Genomic DNA, 15,200 nt, shown 5'->3' with positions numbered 1-15,200 from the left:
AAATTTCCGGCCGCGTGCATTGGTCAGGTCCCGTTAAGCATTACAGGCTGCCGGGGGCAGCGCTTCGGCCCCATCGGCGCGTTCGTGGTCACGTCCTGCTAACCATGCGCATGGGCGCCGCGGATCGCCGCACGCCGGTCGTGCCGGACGACGTGCGGCATCCACCTCTCCGCGTTGGAGTGAGGTGAAGTATCTCCGCTATTTCTTCTCCAGCGCCGCGGTCTGCTTGGCGAGCTGCTTGTCGAAATCCTCCGACAGGCCGGTCGCGTAGGTGGTGAGCTCGCCCGGCTTGACGAACGGGTTCGGCGCGCCGTCCTTCATCTCCGCACGCTTGGCCTGCATGCCATAGACTTCCGGATGCGGCCCGAGCAGCACGTCGATCTTCATCGCCTTCACCTTCGCGTAAGTCGCGCGGTAATCGTCGACGATGCCGGGATAGGTCGGCTGGCCGACCAGGCGGTTCAGCGCAACGGTGCCGCTACAGAAGAACAGCACGTCGCGGTCCTGGTTGCCGTCCTTGACGGTCATCTCCCAGCTCGTGCAGCCCGGCGAGTGGCCGGGTGTCGCGTGCGCCGTCAGCGTGGTGTCGCCGAGGGTGACCTTGTCGTCTTCCTTCACCGTGCGGTCGACCTTCACCGCGGGGAAGGAAAGGTCCGCGTTCTTCTCGTCGCCGGGATAGTAGCCGCCTTCGAGCAGCGGCTTGTCGCGCTCGCCGGCGATGAGCTGTGCGCCGGTTTCCTTCTTGATCTCGGCGAAGCCGCCGGTGTGGTCGAGATGGGCATGCGTATTGAGGATGATCTTGATGTCGGCGACCTTGAGGCCGAGCTTGGCGATGTTGTCCTTGATCATGCCGGTCGACTGGGGCATCGCCGTGTCCATCAGGATCAGGCCCTGCGAGGTCTTGATGACGTAAACGGCGATGCCGTCGGTGCCGACATAGTAGACGTTGCCGATGAGCTGGAACGGCTCGAACGGCGCCGTCCACTTCTGCATGACCGTTGCCAGGAAGTCCTTGATGGTCTGCGCCTGCGCGCCGGTTGTGAGGAACGCCAGCGCACACAGCGCGGCCGTAAGCTTTCTCATGGTTGCCTCCCGAGTGTTCTTGTCGTTTCAGCCAGACGCGGCATCTGCGCGGCCGATGCGCAAGCTACGTCGTGCGAAGGACGGCAGCAACGGCATCGAGCTCTCAAATTTTCGCGGCATGCGCGGAATAAGGAGCGCCGTCCGGTTTGAGCATGGGGCTATCGCTGCAATGCGGCCGCTTGCTGTTTGACCCGGCATCGGCGGCCCGGCATACTTTGCTTCAAGATGGGCCAGCAAGACTCGTCGGCACGGGGAGCTGAAATGACCAATCCATTGTTCGTCCTTGCGGGGACGCTCATTTCCGTCGTCTCATTCTCGTCGATCGCGTCGGCCCAGCCGGTCTGCGTCACCCAGAACATGGCCGTGCCGCCTGGTGCCAACACCACCGACAAGGCCGCGCCCTTCTTCATCGACACGACAGGCCTCGATTTGAAGACAGCGCCGCCGACGCGAGATCCCCTTAGTGCCAACTACCCGCGCGCGACCGAGCTGCCGGACGGGACGCTGCCGCCGCCGGGCGCCGAAGGCAATTTCATCATCGGCCCGACCCACAATCCCGCCCCGGAGACGATCGCAAAGGAGGGCGTGCCGCGCGGCACGACGAAATCCTTCACGCTGTCATCGAAAGAGAGCGCGGTCTACAATCCCGGCCTGATCCGCGACGACGTCGCGGGCTGCACCAATTCCTCGATCATGACGACGGTCACTGCGGCGGACGACAAGTCGCACATGATCGTCATCACCAGCCATCCCGGTGTCTGGTCGCGCACGATCGACGTCTACGTGCCGGCCCAATATGTGCGCGGATCCGAAGCGCCGTTCATCGTGGTCGGCGACGGCGGCTCCAACGCTTACAAGGACCTTGCCACGACGCTCGACAACCTGATCGCGCAGCGCCGCGTGCCACCGATGATCGCGATCCAGATCGGCAATGGCGGGCAGGATGCGCAGGGTAGCCAGCGCGGTCGTGAATATGACGCGGTCTCGGGCATCTATGCGCAGTTCGTCGAACGCGAGGTGCTGCCGCTGGTCGAGAAGAACGCCGACGTCAAGCTGACGAGGAATCCCGACGGACGCGCGACGATGGGATTGAGCTCGAGTGGCGCCGCCGCCTTCACCATGGCCTGGTTCTATCCGGATCTCTATCACCGCGTGCTGGCCTTCTCGCCGACGATGGTCAACCAGCAATGGCCGCATGATCCGTCGCTGCGCGGCGGCGCCTGGGAGTATCACAGCGCCTGGACGGGGCCGGCTGGTCCCAATTTGATCTCCAAGGCGGGTGTGCTGACGCCGGCCGAGCCGCCCGGAGTGCCGCTGATCGTCGCCGCGCCGGCCAAGCCGATCCGCTTCTGGTTCTTCGGCGGCGACCAGGACCTGTTCTATCCGAACCCCACCATTCCCGACGGCATGCACGACTGGACCCTGTCGAACGCGCTGATGGCCAAGGTGCTGGCGGAGAAGGGCTATCACTACCAGTTCCTGTTCGTGCGCAACGCCAAGCACGTCGATCGCCCGACGATCGCGCAGACGCTGCCGTCGGCGCTGGAGTGGGTCTGGAAGGGCTATCCGATCCCCTGAGCGCAAAGCGGATCAGGCTTTAGCGCCCGATCGTCACGCCGGCGGTCGAGCGCATGGCGTCGCGGAGGCTGGTGGCGTTCATGTCGTCGAGCCTCTGACGCGTCAGCACGGTGGTCTGGCCGGGCGTGTTGAGGATGGTCTCGCCGCGCGAGGAGGACAACCGGTCGGCCTTGTAGGGTGCTGCGGGATCGGTCGCGGCCGCCGTTGCCGGCACGTGGCGCGGCCGTTTGCCGGACGCCGCAAAAGCTCCTTGCGAGACGCAGAGAGCAGCGATCACGACCAGTCGCAATGATGTTGCGAACATGCGGTCTCCCATATCCAGGGTGTCAGCCTAGCATATGGCGAGCGCGATCGCAGATGAAAAGGGATCAGGCGAGGGCGGCCTGGCGTTCCCGCGCCGGTTCGCGGACCCGCTCGGAGTGACGCGGCTCGGCGAGCCGGGTGAAGCTGCGCCTGTCCGCCTGCGCGGGCGCTTCGACGATGACACCCTCGCAGACGATCTGCCCGCCGAGCATCTTGAATTCCAGCTTCTCGTAGCGCGGCATCGTCTCGCCGGGCGCGGGCGGCAGCAGCCCAATCCGCCCCTGGATGTTCAGCGTCGCATCGCCACTGCCGTGAAGCCGCGGATTCCACATCCTGATCCCGGTCTCCGCCCAGCGCTGCCGGATCAGCGCGGCACGGTCGGTGGGTTCCGTGACCTTTGCGCGGGCCTTCGCTGCGCGGGAGATTTCCGGAACGGGAGACTCGAGAGCCGGCTCCGGCGCGCTGTCGGCGATGCCGCTGGCAGCCTCAGCGGAAGAATCCTCAGCGGCGACCACCATGACAGGGGCAGGATCGTTGGCGGTGGCAGGCTCGATCTCCGCCGCGACGCTGGGCGAGGGATCGCCGTCGATGCTGCTCTCGGAGACATCCAGGACATTGTCATCGGCGCACGCGACACACGAGCCGTCGATAGCGGCCGGCGCGTCATCCACGAGAACGTCAGGAGCGGAGTCGTCGGTGACGAGAAGAACGGGAGCATCGACCGCGTCGATCGCGACGTCGACCGACGCGACCGGAGTCTCCTCCGCGGCAGCGGGCTCGATCTCGGTCACGAGCTCGTATGATGGGACGCTGCCGATGGCAGCTTCGAGAGCCTCGGCCGGCTCGCTCGCAACCGCGACAGACGAGACCGGCGTCTCTTCCACGATGACGGGCTCAATGCTTGCAAGCAGTTCCGCCGGAGGATCGTTGCCGACGACTGCGGGAGCCGCAACGTGCTCGCTCGCGACGTCGACCGACGCGACCGGAGTCTCCTCCGCGGCAGCAGGCTCGATCTTGGTCGCGAGCTCGAACGATGGAACGCTGCCAATGACAGCCTCGGGAGCATCGGCGAGCTCGCTCGCAACCTCGATGGATGAGACCGGTGCCTCTTCCACGATGACGGGCTCAATGCTCGCAGGCGATTGCGCCGGAGGATCGTTGCTGACGACTTCGGGAGCCTCAACCTGCTCGCTCGCGACATCGACCGGCAAGACCGAAGCCTGCTCGACGACAGCAGGCTCGACGTCCACGCTTGTCTCGCCGGAGGGTTCGTCGCTGAGGCTGATACCAGCCGGCGTTGCTGACGGGCTCTCCACGATGACGGAGATCGCGGGCTCGTCCTCGACGACGGGAGTCGTGACCGTGATGTCGGCCTGGCCATGCAACGGTTCGGCGCTACTCGCGTCGCGCACCGGCGCGGCTTCCGCGACGTCGGCAAGGATGGCAGGCGAGTCACTTGCTTCGTTCGCCGCGACGTCGATGCTGCCGCTGTGCGGCAAGGGCCGAAGCCGGGTGAACGCCCATTTCACCGCTGGAATGCGGCGCAGCAACGATATCAGTCTCGAAAGCACTGGGAGTTGTCCAAGAGGTACTCGGCGTGAGGCAATCGCTGATTCGTCAGCAATATGAAAAACTGCCCCGCCTGTCACACCGATGTCAATCTGACTGGGACCAATTGCAGAACATCCACACGTGCCGTGCAGATGAGATTACCGTCGGCAGTTTCCAAGACTTTCCGAACGTCGATGTCGCGTGCCTCGCGGTGCGGTAAGAGTCGTCCGAGATCGTTGATCCCGCGGGAAGGCACAGTCGTGCCTTCCCGACATGTCGATCTTGCGGCTATTTCCTGGAACCGGCGCCGCCGCCGGCCTGGCTGCCCATGTTGTTGGTGTTGGTGCCGCCCGCGCTCGGCGACTGTGTGCCCTTGCTGCTGCCGGCCTCGTTCTGCATGTTCGACGACTTGCCCGTCGTCATGCCCTTGGTCGCGGGACCTCGCGAGGATTGACCGACGCCGCCCTGACCAGATGCGTCCGGCGCGGGTTGTGTCTGCGCAAAGGCGCCACCGGTCGCCAGCGCCATGATGCAGGCGGATGCGAGAATGATTTTCTTCATCAGGATCTCCCTGGGTTCGTGTCTGGACAACCGGGACACGGGAGCGACGTTCCTGAGCGGCCGGATCGCGCCCGGGCGGGGCCGATCGTCGGGGTTCCCTGCGCAGTTTGCCTGACGTAATTTGCAGCACTCGATATCCAGGTGTGAGGACGACGCAATGAGGAAGCTTGCCGCCATCGCAACGGTTCTGTTCTGGTCGACATGCTCATTCGCGCAGGATCGCAGCATCACCGTAGCCTCGACGACGTCGACGGAGCAATCTGGCCTGTTCGGCTACCTACTGCCGCTGTTCTCGAAGGCCGAGGGCATTGAGGTGAAGGTCGTGGCCGTCGGCACCGGTCAGGCGCTCGACATCGGACGACGCGGCGATGCCGATGTGGTTTTCGTCCACGACCGGCCGGCCGAGGACAAGTTCATGTCCGAAGGGCAGGGCGTGAAGCGCTTCGACGTCATGTACAACGACTTCGTCATCGTCGGCCCGAAGGCTGATCCCGCGAAGATCGCCGGCGGCAAGGACGTCGCTGATGCCTTGCGCAAGATCGCAGCGGCGAAAGCGCCGTTCATCTCACGCGGTGACAAGTCCGGCACGCACGCGGCCGAGCTGAGATTGTGGAAAGAGGCAGGCATCGACATCGCTGCCGCCAAGGACAGCTGGTATCGCGAGATCGGGCAGGGCATGGGCCCGGCGCTGAACATGGCCTCGTCGTCGAGTGCCTATCTGCTGTCGGACAGCGGCACCTGGCTCTCGTTCAAGAACCGCGGCGAGCTCACCATCCTGACCGAGGGCGACAAGCGGCTGTTCAACCAGTACGGCGTCATGCTGGTGAATCCGGAAAAGCATCCGAACGTGAAGGCGAAGGAGGGGCAGGCCTTCATCGACTGGCTCGTCTCGCCGAAGGGGCAGGATGCGATCGCCGGCTACAAGGTCGGGGGCGAGCAGCTATTTTTCCCCAACGCGTCCCACTAGCAGGAATGCGACGGTCGATACCGCGACGCTGAGCGCGAGCAGGATCAGCCCGAGCCCGAGCGCCAGCGGCAGGTCGCCCTTGCTGGTCTCCAGCGCGATCGCGGTCGTCATCGTGCGCGTGAAACCGCGGATGTTGCCGCCGACGATGATGATGGCGCCGACCTCGGCGATGGCGCGCCCGAAAGCCGCGAGAAAGGCGGTCAGCAGCGAGGTCCGTCCCAGCGCGAACAAAAGCGCCATGCTGCGCAGCGCCGACAATCCGTCGATCCGCGCCAAGTCGCCGTACTCGGCCCACAGCAGGCTTGCCGGCCGGTGCACCAGCGCCACCACGATCGGCGTGGCGAGCAGGGTCTGCGCGATCACCATGGCGGTCGGCGTGAACAGCAGGCCGGCAGCCCCGAGCGGACCGGACCGCGACAGCAGCAGATAGAGCGCGAGCCCGACCACGACCGGAGGAAGGCCGAGCAGCGCATTGGTCAGCACGATGATGACCTGCCGTCCGCGGAAACGGGTGATGGCTAGCAACGCCCCGAACGGCGCGCCGATCAGCAGCGCGACGATGCTGGCGGTGAGGCTGACGCGGACCGACAGGGCGACGATGCCGAGCAACTCGGCATCGGCTTCGCCGATCAGCGTAAAGGCCGCGGCAACGGATCGCGCGAAATCGTTCATTCGGCCGGACGCTTTGGCGCCGGGCGGAATGCCTCGGAATCATCGATGTCGAAGCGACGTGATCGCGTCACGGATCGGTCTCTGCTGGTCTTGTCGACATGCACAGAATACCCGCGGGAAGCGATTTGGAAACGCGATTCATCTCAGGAAATGAATTTGAGGCCTGGTTATACAGGCCCGCCGGACGGGAGCTGAGGAGCGCTCCACGTTTCAGGGGCTCCGGCCCAGAGCCAGCGTGCCAGCAGAACGGCAAGGCCGGCCCCGATGAGTTGAGCGGTGATGAAAGCTGGAACGCCCCAAGGGGCGATCCCTGCGAACGTATCAGATAGCGAGCGGGCGATGGTAACGGCGGGATTGGCGAACGATGTCGACGACGTGAACCAGTAGGCCGAGGTGATATAGAGGCCGACCGCGTAAGGAACGGCCGCTGGGGTCCGATAGCCGACGCCAAGGATCGTCGATAGCAGGCCGAAGGTGGCGACGGCCTCGGCCAACCATTGTCCGGCGCCGCTGCGTTCCGTGAGCGACAGCTGGAGGAGTGGAAGCTCGAACATCAGATGCGCGAGCCCCACGCCCGCGATTGCGCCGGCGATCTGGGCGGCGAGATAGGCAATAGCGTCGGTCCATGGTACCTCGCCGCGCAAAGCGAATGCCAGCGTCACCGCCGGATTGAAATGCGCACCCGATATCGGGGCGAACATCAGGATCAGCACGACGAGGACAGCGCCGGTGGCGATGGTATTGCACAGCAGCGCCAGCGCGACGTTTCCGCCTGAGAGTCTCTGCGCCATGATCCCGGAGCCGACGACGGCTGCGAGCAGGAACGCCGTTCCGAGCCACTCGGCGAAGGCGCGCTGTGCAAGCCCTGGCATCAGGCGCCGCGATCCAGCCTGACGCGCTCGCCATCTTCTTTGACGAATTCGCCGTGCTGCGCCGGCAGCAGATCGAGCACCAGTTCGGAGGGGCGGCAGAGCTTCACGCCTTTCGGCGTCACCACGATCGGACGATTGATGAGGATCGGGTGCGCCATCATCGCGTCGAGCAGTTGCTCGTCGGTCAGCGCCGTATTGCCGAGCCCGAGCTCCGCGTAAGGCGGCGCCTTCTCGCGAACCGCCTCGCGTACCGAAATTCCCATGCGCGCGATCAACTGCTGCAACAGCGCGCGCGACGGTGGCGACTTCAGATATTCGATCACGTGCGGTTCGATGCCGGCGTTCCGGATCATCGCAAGCGTGTTGCGCGACGTGCCGCAATCGGGATTGTGGTAGATGATCGCGTCCATTCGAGAACCTCCGCGCTCAGCAGCACGCCTTTGAGGCCGTCGGCGCCGCCTGCGGCGCGCAGCAAGCCGACTGCGTCTGTTGCTTCTCGTGCGCGACCCGCGCCCGGTTCTCGCCGCTGCCGTCGCCGTAATCGGTGCTCTCGCCCGTGGTGTGGAAGGTTTCCCAGGCGATGCCGGCGGGATCGTCGATCCAGGATTTTTCCGACTTGGCATAGCAGCAGGTGGTCTGCCCCTGTTCGATGATGTCGCCGCCGGCCTGGCGCAGGCGTGCATAGACCTCTTGCAGCTCCTCGCCGGTCTCGACCTGGATGCCGAGATGGTCGAGGCCTGCCGCGCGTCCGCGTGTCGAGATGGCAAAATTTACGCGCGGGTCTTCAAGCATCCATTTGGCATAGTCGGCTTTCACGACCGAAGGCTCGCTTGCGAACAGGGCGGAGTAGAACTCGATCGAGCGGGAGAGATCCTCGACGGAGACGTGAACGTGCAGGCGCTTCATGGTCTGTCCCTTCAGGTTGGCACTTTGCTGCGCTTTCGCGCGGATGTCGCAGGCGCCGCCGGAGCGCATGACGCTCCGCCGCAGCAGTTTTCGGTGAGGAAGCCGACGAGCGCGTTCATGGTCTCGAACCGCGCCGCATAGATCATCGAGCGCCCCTCGCGCCGGACGGTCGCAAGCCCCGCCATCCGCAGCCGGTCGAAGTGGAATGTCAGCGTGTTGGGGGCGAGATCCAGCGCCTCGGCGATCGCGCCCGCCGCCATGCCGTTCGGGCCGGCCTGCACCAGCAGGCGGAAGACATCGAGACGGTTGTCCTGGGCGAGCGCGGCGAGTGCCGCGACGGCATCTGTCTTTTCCATATTTCAACGATTATGGAAATATCGGGTGTCTGTCAATCGAGATCGGGGCGAGCATGCCCCGATCTCGACCTGACGGCCGGCCCTTTGGGCCTCAACGTTTCACGCTGGCCGCTGCGGAGACCGTCTGCGCTTCAAAGTTCTGCTGCCAGTAGCGCTCGATCTGATCGATCAGGGCGGCGGGCAGGGGGACGTAGTTGAGCGTCTCGGCCTGCGACTTGCCGTTCTCCAGCGACCAGCGGACGAAGTCGATCGCGGCTGCGGAACGCTCCTGTGATTTCGGCATCTTCGGCATCAGCACGAAGGTCGTCGCCGTGATCGGATAGGCGTCTTCGCCCGGCGCATTGGTCAGCACGAGATGGAAATCCTTCTCCGCCTCCCAGTCCGCGCTTGAGGCCGCGGCCTGGAACGAGGCGGCGTCAGGGACGACGAAATTGCCGGCGCTGTTCTGCACTACACCGAAAGAGATTCGATCGAGCCGTTGCAGCGCGTAGGTGTATTCGAGGTAGCCGATCGCGCCCGGAACGAGGCTGACCAGCGAGGCGACGCCGTCATTGCCCCTGCCGCCGAGCCCGAGCGGCCATTCGACCGAGGTGCCTTCGCCGACGCTCGTCTTCCATTGCGGGCTCACCTTCGCGAGATAGTTCGACCAGTTGAACGTCGTGCCCGATCCGTCGACGCGATGGACCACCGTGATCGCCGTGTTCGGCAGCTTGATGTCGGGATTGATGGCGCGAATGGCCGGATCGTTCCAGGATCTGAGCTTGCCGAGATAGATGTCGGCGAGCATAGGCCCGGTGAAGCGGATCTGGCCGGGCTTGACGCCGTCGATATTGACCACGGGCACGACGCCTCCGATCACGATCGGGAATTGCATCATGCCGAGCTTGTCCAGCTCCTTGGGATCGAGCGGCATGTCGCTGGCGCCGAAATCGACGGCTTCCTTCTTGATCAGGCCGACGCCGATGCTCGAGCCGACGGCTTGGTAGCTGACAATGTTTCCGGTCTTCGACCTGTACGCGTCGATCCATTTCGCCATCACGGGCGAAACGAAGGTTGAGCCGGCTCCCTTGGTCTCGGCAGCCAGGCTCTGCGTGGCGACCAGCAGAGCGGCGAGGACGATGGGAAGTGCAATATGTTTTGTCATGTGCGCGACGCTAACAGGTGGGGCACGAGGCTGATGTGGGCTATGTCACAATGGCGTCGCGAAGCATTCGCACTGGCCATTGCGCATCAATTACAGCACACCGTCAGCGAGCTCCGCATCGTCCGATTGATGTAGATCAAGGTGGTCCGAACGGGCCGGGTCCAGCCGCCCCGCTGCAAGGCGCTGGGGGTAGAGCACGCGCAGATTCGGGAAAACCGCCTGCCAGACCGCCAAATCATGCCGTTTTGCGGCCGAATGGCGGCTTTATTCCCGCTTCGGATGCTTTAAGGAAGGGGCATGATCAGGTCGCCCCCGCCCGGTGGCGGTGCTAGACCCTGATGCAGAAACAATTGGGGCCGGGCCGTACCGGCACGCCCCGCAAGGATGAAGGATGTGAGGCAATGATCCAGACCGTTGGCATCATCGGGGCAGGTACCATGGGGAACGGCATCGCGCAGGTTTGCGCCGCGGCCGGGCTTTCGGTCGTGATGGTCGACATTTCGGATGCGGCGGTGAACCGCGGGCTTTCGACCGTCGGCGGCAGCCTCGAGCGCCTGGTCAAGAAGGAGAAGATCTCGGCCGCCGATCGCGAGGCCGCACTCAAGCGCATCACAGGCACCACCGATCGCGCCAAGCTCTCCGACTGCGACCTCGTCATCGAAGCGGCGACCGAGAACGAGGAGCTCAAGGTCAAGATCTTGAAGGACCTCTGCGCCACGCTGTCGCCGCGCACCCTGGTGGCAACCAACACCTCGTCGATCTCGATCACCAAGCTGGCCGCCGCGACCGATCGTCCCGATCGTTTCATCGGCATGCATTTCTTCAATCCGGTTCCGGTGATGGCGCTGCTGGAACTCATCCGCGGCTTGCAGACCTCCGACGACACTCACGCCAAGGCGCTCGATTTCGCCCAGCGCGTCGGCAAGGTGGCGATCACGGCCAAGAACAGCCCGGGCTTCGCCGTCAACCGCATCCTGTGCCCGATGATCAACGAGGCGATCTTCGCGCTGCAGGAAGGGATCGCAACGGCGGAAGAGATCGACGCCGGCATGAAGCTCGGCTGCAACCATCCGATCGGACCGCTGGCGCTGGCCGATCTCGTCGGCCTCGACACCATGCTCTCGGTGATGGAGGTCTTTTATAAGGGCTTCAACGATCCTAAATACCGTCCGGCCCCCTTGCTCAAGGAAATGGTCGACGCCGGCCATCTCGGCCGCAAGACCGGGCAGGGCTTTTACACTTACGGCACCTGATCATGGTGCAGGCGGCGGGCCTTTCGCGTCCGCCGCCCGATCCCCGCAATTTGCGCTGCGACAAAGACGCCGCGCGCAAATGGCCCGACAATGTCGAACGGGCGGCGTCGCGGGAACAACGAAAGCGGATAGCAAAAAACATGTCGGATCGACTGAAGGCCGAGCGCGAGGCGGCGGCCGCGCGGCGGAGCCTGTTGACCCAGGATGCGATCGAGCGCACCGGAATCACCGAGGAGATGATCGGGGAACTCGTCACCCGTTTCTACGGACGCGTGCGCGAGGACGCGCTGCTCGGGCCGGTGTTCGCGATCGTGCAGAATTGGGACGAGCACCTCGCCAAGCTCAAGGATTTCTGGTCGTCGGTCGTGCTGATGAGCGGCCGCTATCATGGCTCGCCGATGCGAGCGCATATGCCGCTGAGTCTGGTTGGCGATCATTTCGACCGCTGGCTCGATCTGTTCGAGCAGACTGCGCGCGAAGTCTGTCCGCCGCCGGCGGCTGCGCTGTTCATCGACAAGGCGCGGCGTATCGCCGACAGCTTTGAAATGGCTTCGGCCACCATCGCGGGCCGCATCGCTTCGCCGCGTCACGCGCTGAGGTCCTGACATACAAAATGCCTGCCTGAGAAACGCGCAAGTTCGCTTCGCGCAATGGCGCGTCGCACCAATTCCAGCATCATCGGTCTGATCTGCAAAATCATCATGCCGTTCGCGCGGTGTGACGTAGAACTCGCGAAAACGCGCGCGAACGCGTTCACTCTTGCTCAATCAAAGCGAGCAAAGACATATTGATGCACTGCGGCGCCAATTCTTCGCCTTGTTTTCGGCAGAGTTCCAGCGCCTGCTAGCGGGCATGGCGAGTGCACCGTTCAACACCCATTCCTCATTCTCCGAGACGATTGCGGACCCCGAAGCTGACGCGTGCACGGAGCAGACTCGACGAGCGATCCTGCTCGGCGCACTCGCCAGCACCGCGTGTCTCGGCTGCTCCACACGGGCGCGCGCGGGTGAGGATCCGCCTGGCTCCGACGAGCGTCCGCAAAACGGCGACGTGCTCGTCTTCTCCGAAGGAGACCAGGAGGGAAAGCTCATCACCGCAGCCGATCTGCCGGCGGGCGGACCGCCGGTGCATGCCTGGCCGAAGGATCCCAAGACATCGGTCGTGCGCAGCGCCTCGCGCCTCAACGAGATCCTGATCATCCGGCTCGATCCCGCCGAGCTCGACGAGAAGACCCGCGCGCGTGCGGTCGACGGCATCCTCGCCTATTCGGCGATCTGCTCGCATGCCGGCTGTCCCGTCACCGCCTGGGTCAAGAGCGATGTCGGCGACAAGGACGTGTTCAAGTGCATGTGCCACAACTCGGAATACGATCCTCGGGAGGGCGCGCAGGTCGTGTTCGGGCCGGCGCCGCGACGGCTCGCCGCGCTGCCGCTGGCGCTCGCCGACGGCTCGCTCAGCGTCGCCGGCAATTTCATCGGAAAGGTAGGTGGCGCGCAGCCAGGATGATGGACGTTGCGGGTTATGCCCGCGTCACGAGAGGCCGCATCCGCCGAGGGGCGGACGACGGGACGAACGACAAGAATTCAGAACAAGAATTCAAGCGGATGAAAAAGGGGAACGTCCATGAAAACGTCGACCACCAGGAAGCAATGGTACCTGTCCGGCTTCGTCGCCTTCACTTGTCTTGTCTCGACCGCTGCAATTGCCGGCCCGATCGAGAGCTACGCGCCAGTCACCCAGCAGCGCCTGGAAAATCCGGAAGCCGGCAACTGGATGCTCTATCGCCGCACCTATGACGGCCAGGGCTATAGCCCGCTCGACCAGATCAACACCTCGAACGTCAAGAATCTCACGCCGGTCTGGACCTTCGCCACCGGCGTCGTCGAAGGCCACGAGGCGCCGCCAATCGTCAACAACGGCGTGATGTTCGTGGCAACCCCGATGGGGCAGGTGATCGCGCTCAACGCGAAGACCGGCGACGAATACTGGCGCTACAAGCGGCAGCTCCCCGACGATCTGTTCCAGCTGCATCCGACCAGCCGCGGCGTCGGCCTCTGGGAGGACAAGCTTTATCTCGCCACCACCGACGACCACGTCGTCGCGCTCGACGCCAAGACCGGCAAGGTGGTGTGGGACACCAAGGTGCAGGATTACAAGAAGGGCCAGTACATGACCCTCATGCCGCTGATCGTCGACGGCAAGGTCATCGTCGGCGGCTCCGGCGGCGAGTTCGGCGTGCGCGGCTATGTCGCTGCCTTCGATGCCAAGGACGGCAAGGAGCTGTGGCGGACCTTCACCATTCCCGGCGAGGGCGAGCCCGGTCATGACACCTGGCATGGCGACGACTGGAAGAACGGCGGCGGCTCGGCCTGGATGACCGGCAATTACGACAAGGACACCAAGACGATCTATTGGGGTGTCGGCAATGCTGCGCCGTGGCCCGGCGAGATGCATCCCGGCGACAATCTCTACACCTCGTCGGTGCTCGCGCTCGATCCCGGCACCGGCAAGATCAAGACCTATCACCAGTACCACCAGAACGATTCCTGGGACTGGGACGAGGTCGAGGCGCCGATCCTGATCGACCTGCAACGCGATGGCCGCAACATCAAGAGCCTGGTCCATCCCGGCCGCGACGCGATCTTCTGGGTGCTCGAGCGCACACCGACCAAGATCAACTACGTCGCCGGCTGGCCGTTCGTCTCCACCGACGTCTGGAAGGGCATCGATGCGGAGACCGGCAAGCCGATCGTCGATCCCGACCACAAGCCGGTCATCGGCAAGCGCGTCGAGTTCTGTCCGTCGCTATGGGGCGGCAAGGATTGGCCGTCGGCGGCCTACAGCCAGAAGACGGGTCTCGTCTATGTGCCGGCCAACGAGAATTTCTGCGGCGGCTTCACCGGCGAGAAGCTCCCGCTCAAGCCGGGTGAGCTCTGGCTCGGCACCAAGCCGGAGGACATCGGCCTGAAGGCAAAGCCCGGCGCCGATCATTTCGGCGAGCTCCAGGCCTGGGATCCGACCACGGGCAAGAAGGTCTGGCAGCACAACTTCCCGAAATCGCAGTTGTTCGGCTCGGTGACGGCGACCGCGGGTGATCTCGTCTTCGCCGGCGGCACCAACGACCGCAACTTCCGCGCCTTCAACGCCAAGACCGGCGAGCTCTTGTGGGAGCAGAAGACCAACTCCGGCATCATGGGCATGCCGGTGTCCTATGAGGTCGACGGCACCCAATATGTCGCGATCCAGTCCGGCTGGGGCGTCGACGCGCAGCGCATCCAGGATGCGCTCGCCACCAATAATATCGGCATCGAGTCCAACGTGCCGCAGGGCGGCGTGATCTGGGTGTTCGCGCTGAAGAAATAGCTCCGCGGCGGATCGACGAAAGCGGAGCAGCAGGGGGGTGGAGAATGCGGCGGACGGCAACGTCCGCCGCATTTTGCTATGTGACTACGCGCCTTTGCAAACGCGTCTCATCATGCCCGGGCTTGTCCCGGGCATCCACGTTCTGGGTGCCACGGCAAAGGTCGTGGATGGCCGGGACATAGGCGAGCAAAAGCGACGCCGTCCTTCGGACGGCTATGCCCGGCCATGACGGTGTGGTGACGTTCAGCGCACCAAACGTGGAGCAGCGCTACTTCCCCTGCCTGTCCACCTTGTCCTTTTCCTTCTGGTTCATCTCCCGAACCTTCGGATCCGGATTGTGCTGCCCGGTGGTCTGGGTGGTCGAAGGCGGCGGGGCGGTCGCATTGGGAAGTGAATTCTGGTCGGGCGCGGTGGGGCGCGTCGCCGTGGTTGGGGGCGTCGTGTTGCTTTGGGCGAACGCGCCCGTGGTCATGAAAAAAGCGCCCGACAGCAACGAGACTGCGAGCGCCTTTGAGATGTTGGTCATCGATCTGCTCCTGTCAGATCGATGGAAACGGCGCGAGGCCGCCTTGTGTTCCCCGCCCTAAAGCG

17 protein-coding genes are annotated in these 15,200 nt (G+C 64.3%); 6 read left to right on the top strand and 11 right to left on the bottom strand.

Translation table 11 applies throughout. The features are described 5' to 3' along the window. Positions 1–198 precede the first annotated feature (198 nt). Positions 199–1,083, bottom strand: coding sequence for a BJP family subclass B3 metallo-beta-lactamase (blaBJP, locus tag WN72_RS34180; RefSeq protein WP_092216088.1), 885 nt, complete (start codon positions 1,081–1,083; stop codon positions 199–201). Between the two features lie 261 nt (positions 1,084–1,344). Here blaBJP and WN72_RS34175 point away from each other — a divergent pair, with 261 nt between their 5' ends. Next, positions 1,345–2,661 (top strand): alpha/beta hydrolase, encoded by a 1,317-nt coding sequence (locus WN72_RS34175; RefSeq protein ID WP_092216087.1) that lies wholly within the window; start codon positions 1,345–1,347, stop codon positions 2,659–2,661. Positions 2,662–2,680: 19 nt separating this feature from the next. On the opposite strand, the gene WN72_RS34170 is transcribed toward WN72_RS34175, so the two are convergent. The 3 genes from WN72_RS34170 to WN72_RS34160 all read right to left on the bottom strand — a co-directional run bounded on the left by WN72_RS34170 (position 2,681) and on the right by WN72_RS34160 (position 5,076). After that, positions 2,681–2,965 carry a TonB-dependent receptor plug domain-containing protein gene (locus WN72_RS34170; protein WP_027562339.1) on the bottom strand — a complete coding sequence of 95 codons (285 nt, stop codon included), beginning with the start codon at positions 2,963–2,965 and terminating at the stop codon, positions 2,681–2,683. Positions 2,966–3,029: 64 nt separating this feature from the next. Then, positions 3,030–4,535: a hypothetical protein gene (locus tag WN72_RS34165; protein ID WP_143130593.1), complete on the bottom strand. Its 1,506-nt coding sequence runs from the start codon at positions 4,533–4,535 to the stop codon at positions 3,030–3,032. Positions 4,536–4,803: 268 nt separating this feature from the next. After that, a complete protein-coding gene (locus WN72_RS34160) occupies positions 4,804–5,076 on the bottom strand; it encodes a hypothetical protein (RefSeq protein WP_092216085.1) in 273 nt (90 codons plus the stop codon). A gap of 157 nt (positions 5,077–5,233) precedes the next feature. Between WN72_RS34160 and WN72_RS34155 the strand changes: the two genes are divergently transcribed. Next, positions 5,234–6,043, top strand: a complete 810-nt coding sequence (locus WN72_RS34155; protein ID WP_092216084.1) for an ABC transporter substrate-binding protein — start codon at positions 5,234–5,236, stop codon at positions 6,041–6,043. Here WN72_RS34155 and WN72_RS34150 read toward each other — a convergent pair. The 6 genes from WN72_RS34150 to pstS form a co-directional block, all read right to left on the bottom strand. Next, positions 6,017–6,715: an ABC transporter permease gene (locus tag WN72_RS34150; RefSeq protein ID WP_027562343.1), complete on the bottom strand. Its 699-nt coding sequence runs from the start codon at positions 6,713–6,715 to the stop codon at positions 6,017–6,019. The two genes, WN72_RS34155 and WN72_RS34150, sit on opposite strands and share 27 nt — an antisense overlap. Before the next feature lie 167 nt (positions 6,716–6,882). Continuing rightward, entirely contained in the window at positions 6,883–7,587 is a 705-nt protein-coding gene (locus tag WN72_RS34145) for an aquaporin (protein WP_092216083.1), read from the bottom strand. Next, positions 7,587–7,997: an arsenate reductase (glutaredoxin) gene (arsC, locus tag WN72_RS34140; RefSeq protein WP_027562344.1), complete on the bottom strand. Its 411-nt coding sequence runs from the start codon at positions 7,995–7,997 to the stop codon at positions 7,587–7,589. The genes WN72_RS34145 and arsC overlap by 1 nt, the downstream gene beginning before the upstream one ends. 16 nt (positions 7,998–8,013) lie before the next feature. Then, positions 8,014–8,493 (bottom strand): ArsI/CadI family heavy metal resistance metalloenzyme, encoded by a 480-nt coding sequence (locus WN72_RS34135; protein ID WP_027562345.1) that lies wholly within the window; start codon positions 8,491–8,493, stop codon positions 8,014–8,016. 11 nt (positions 8,494–8,504) lie between these two features. Beyond that, positions 8,505–8,849, bottom strand: coding sequence for an ArsR/SmtB family transcription factor (locus tag WN72_RS34130; RefSeq protein WP_027562346.1), 345 nt, complete (start codon positions 8,847–8,849; stop codon positions 8,505–8,507). Between the two features lie 91 nt (positions 8,850–8,940). After that, positions 8,941–9,993, bottom strand: a complete 1,053-nt coding sequence (gene pstS / locus WN72_RS34125) for a phosphate ABC transporter substrate-binding protein PstS (protein WP_092216082.1) — start codon at positions 9,991–9,993, stop codon at positions 8,941–8,943. A gap of 401 nt (positions 9,994–10,394) precedes the next feature. On the opposite strand from pstS, the gene WN72_RS34120 reads away from it, so the two are divergent. The 4 genes from WN72_RS34120 to WN72_RS34105 all read left to right on the top strand — a co-directional run bounded on the left by WN72_RS34120 (position 10,395) and on the right by WN72_RS34105 (position 14,609). After that, a complete protein-coding gene (locus tag WN72_RS34120) occupies positions 10,395–11,246 on the top strand; it encodes a 3-hydroxybutyryl-CoA dehydrogenase (protein WP_027562348.1) in 852 nt (283 codons plus the stop codon). A 140-nt stretch (positions 11,247–11,386) separates the two neighbouring features. Beyond that, complete coding sequence (locus WN72_RS34115) at positions 11,387–11,851, top strand: group III truncated hemoglobin (RefSeq protein ID WP_035730946.1); 465 nt, start codon at positions 11,387–11,389, stop codon at positions 11,849–11,851. Positions 11,852–12,098: 247 nt separating this feature from the next. Then, positions 12,099–12,752 carry a QcrA and Rieske domain-containing protein gene (locus WN72_RS34110; RefSeq protein ID WP_092216081.1) on the top strand — a complete coding sequence of 218 codons (654 nt, stop codon included), beginning with the start codon at positions 12,099–12,101 and terminating at the stop codon, positions 12,750–12,752. 117 nt (positions 12,753–12,869) lie between these two features. Continuing rightward, positions 12,870–14,609, top strand: a complete 1,740-nt coding sequence (locus WN72_RS34105) for a methanol/ethanol family PQQ-dependent dehydrogenase (RefSeq protein WP_092216080.1) — start codon at positions 12,870–12,872, stop codon at positions 14,607–14,609. 268 nt (positions 14,610–14,877) lie between these two features. On the opposite strand, the gene WN72_RS34100 is transcribed toward WN72_RS34105, so the two are convergent. Further along, positions 14,878–15,135, bottom strand: coding sequence for a hypothetical protein (locus WN72_RS34100; protein ID WP_027562352.1), 258 nt, complete (start codon positions 15,133–15,135; stop codon positions 14,878–14,880). Positions 15,136–15,200 lie beyond the last annotated feature (65 nt).

The sequence above is a fragment of the Bradyrhizobium arachidis genome (genome assembly GCF_015291705.1).
In the GTDB taxonomy this organism is placed as follows: Bacteria; Pseudomonadota; Alphaproteobacteria; order Rhizobiales; family Xanthobacteraceae; genus Bradyrhizobium; species Bradyrhizobium arachidis.
Note: the sequence above shows the minus strand (reverse complement) of the source record. Positions and strands in the feature narration are given on the sequence as shown.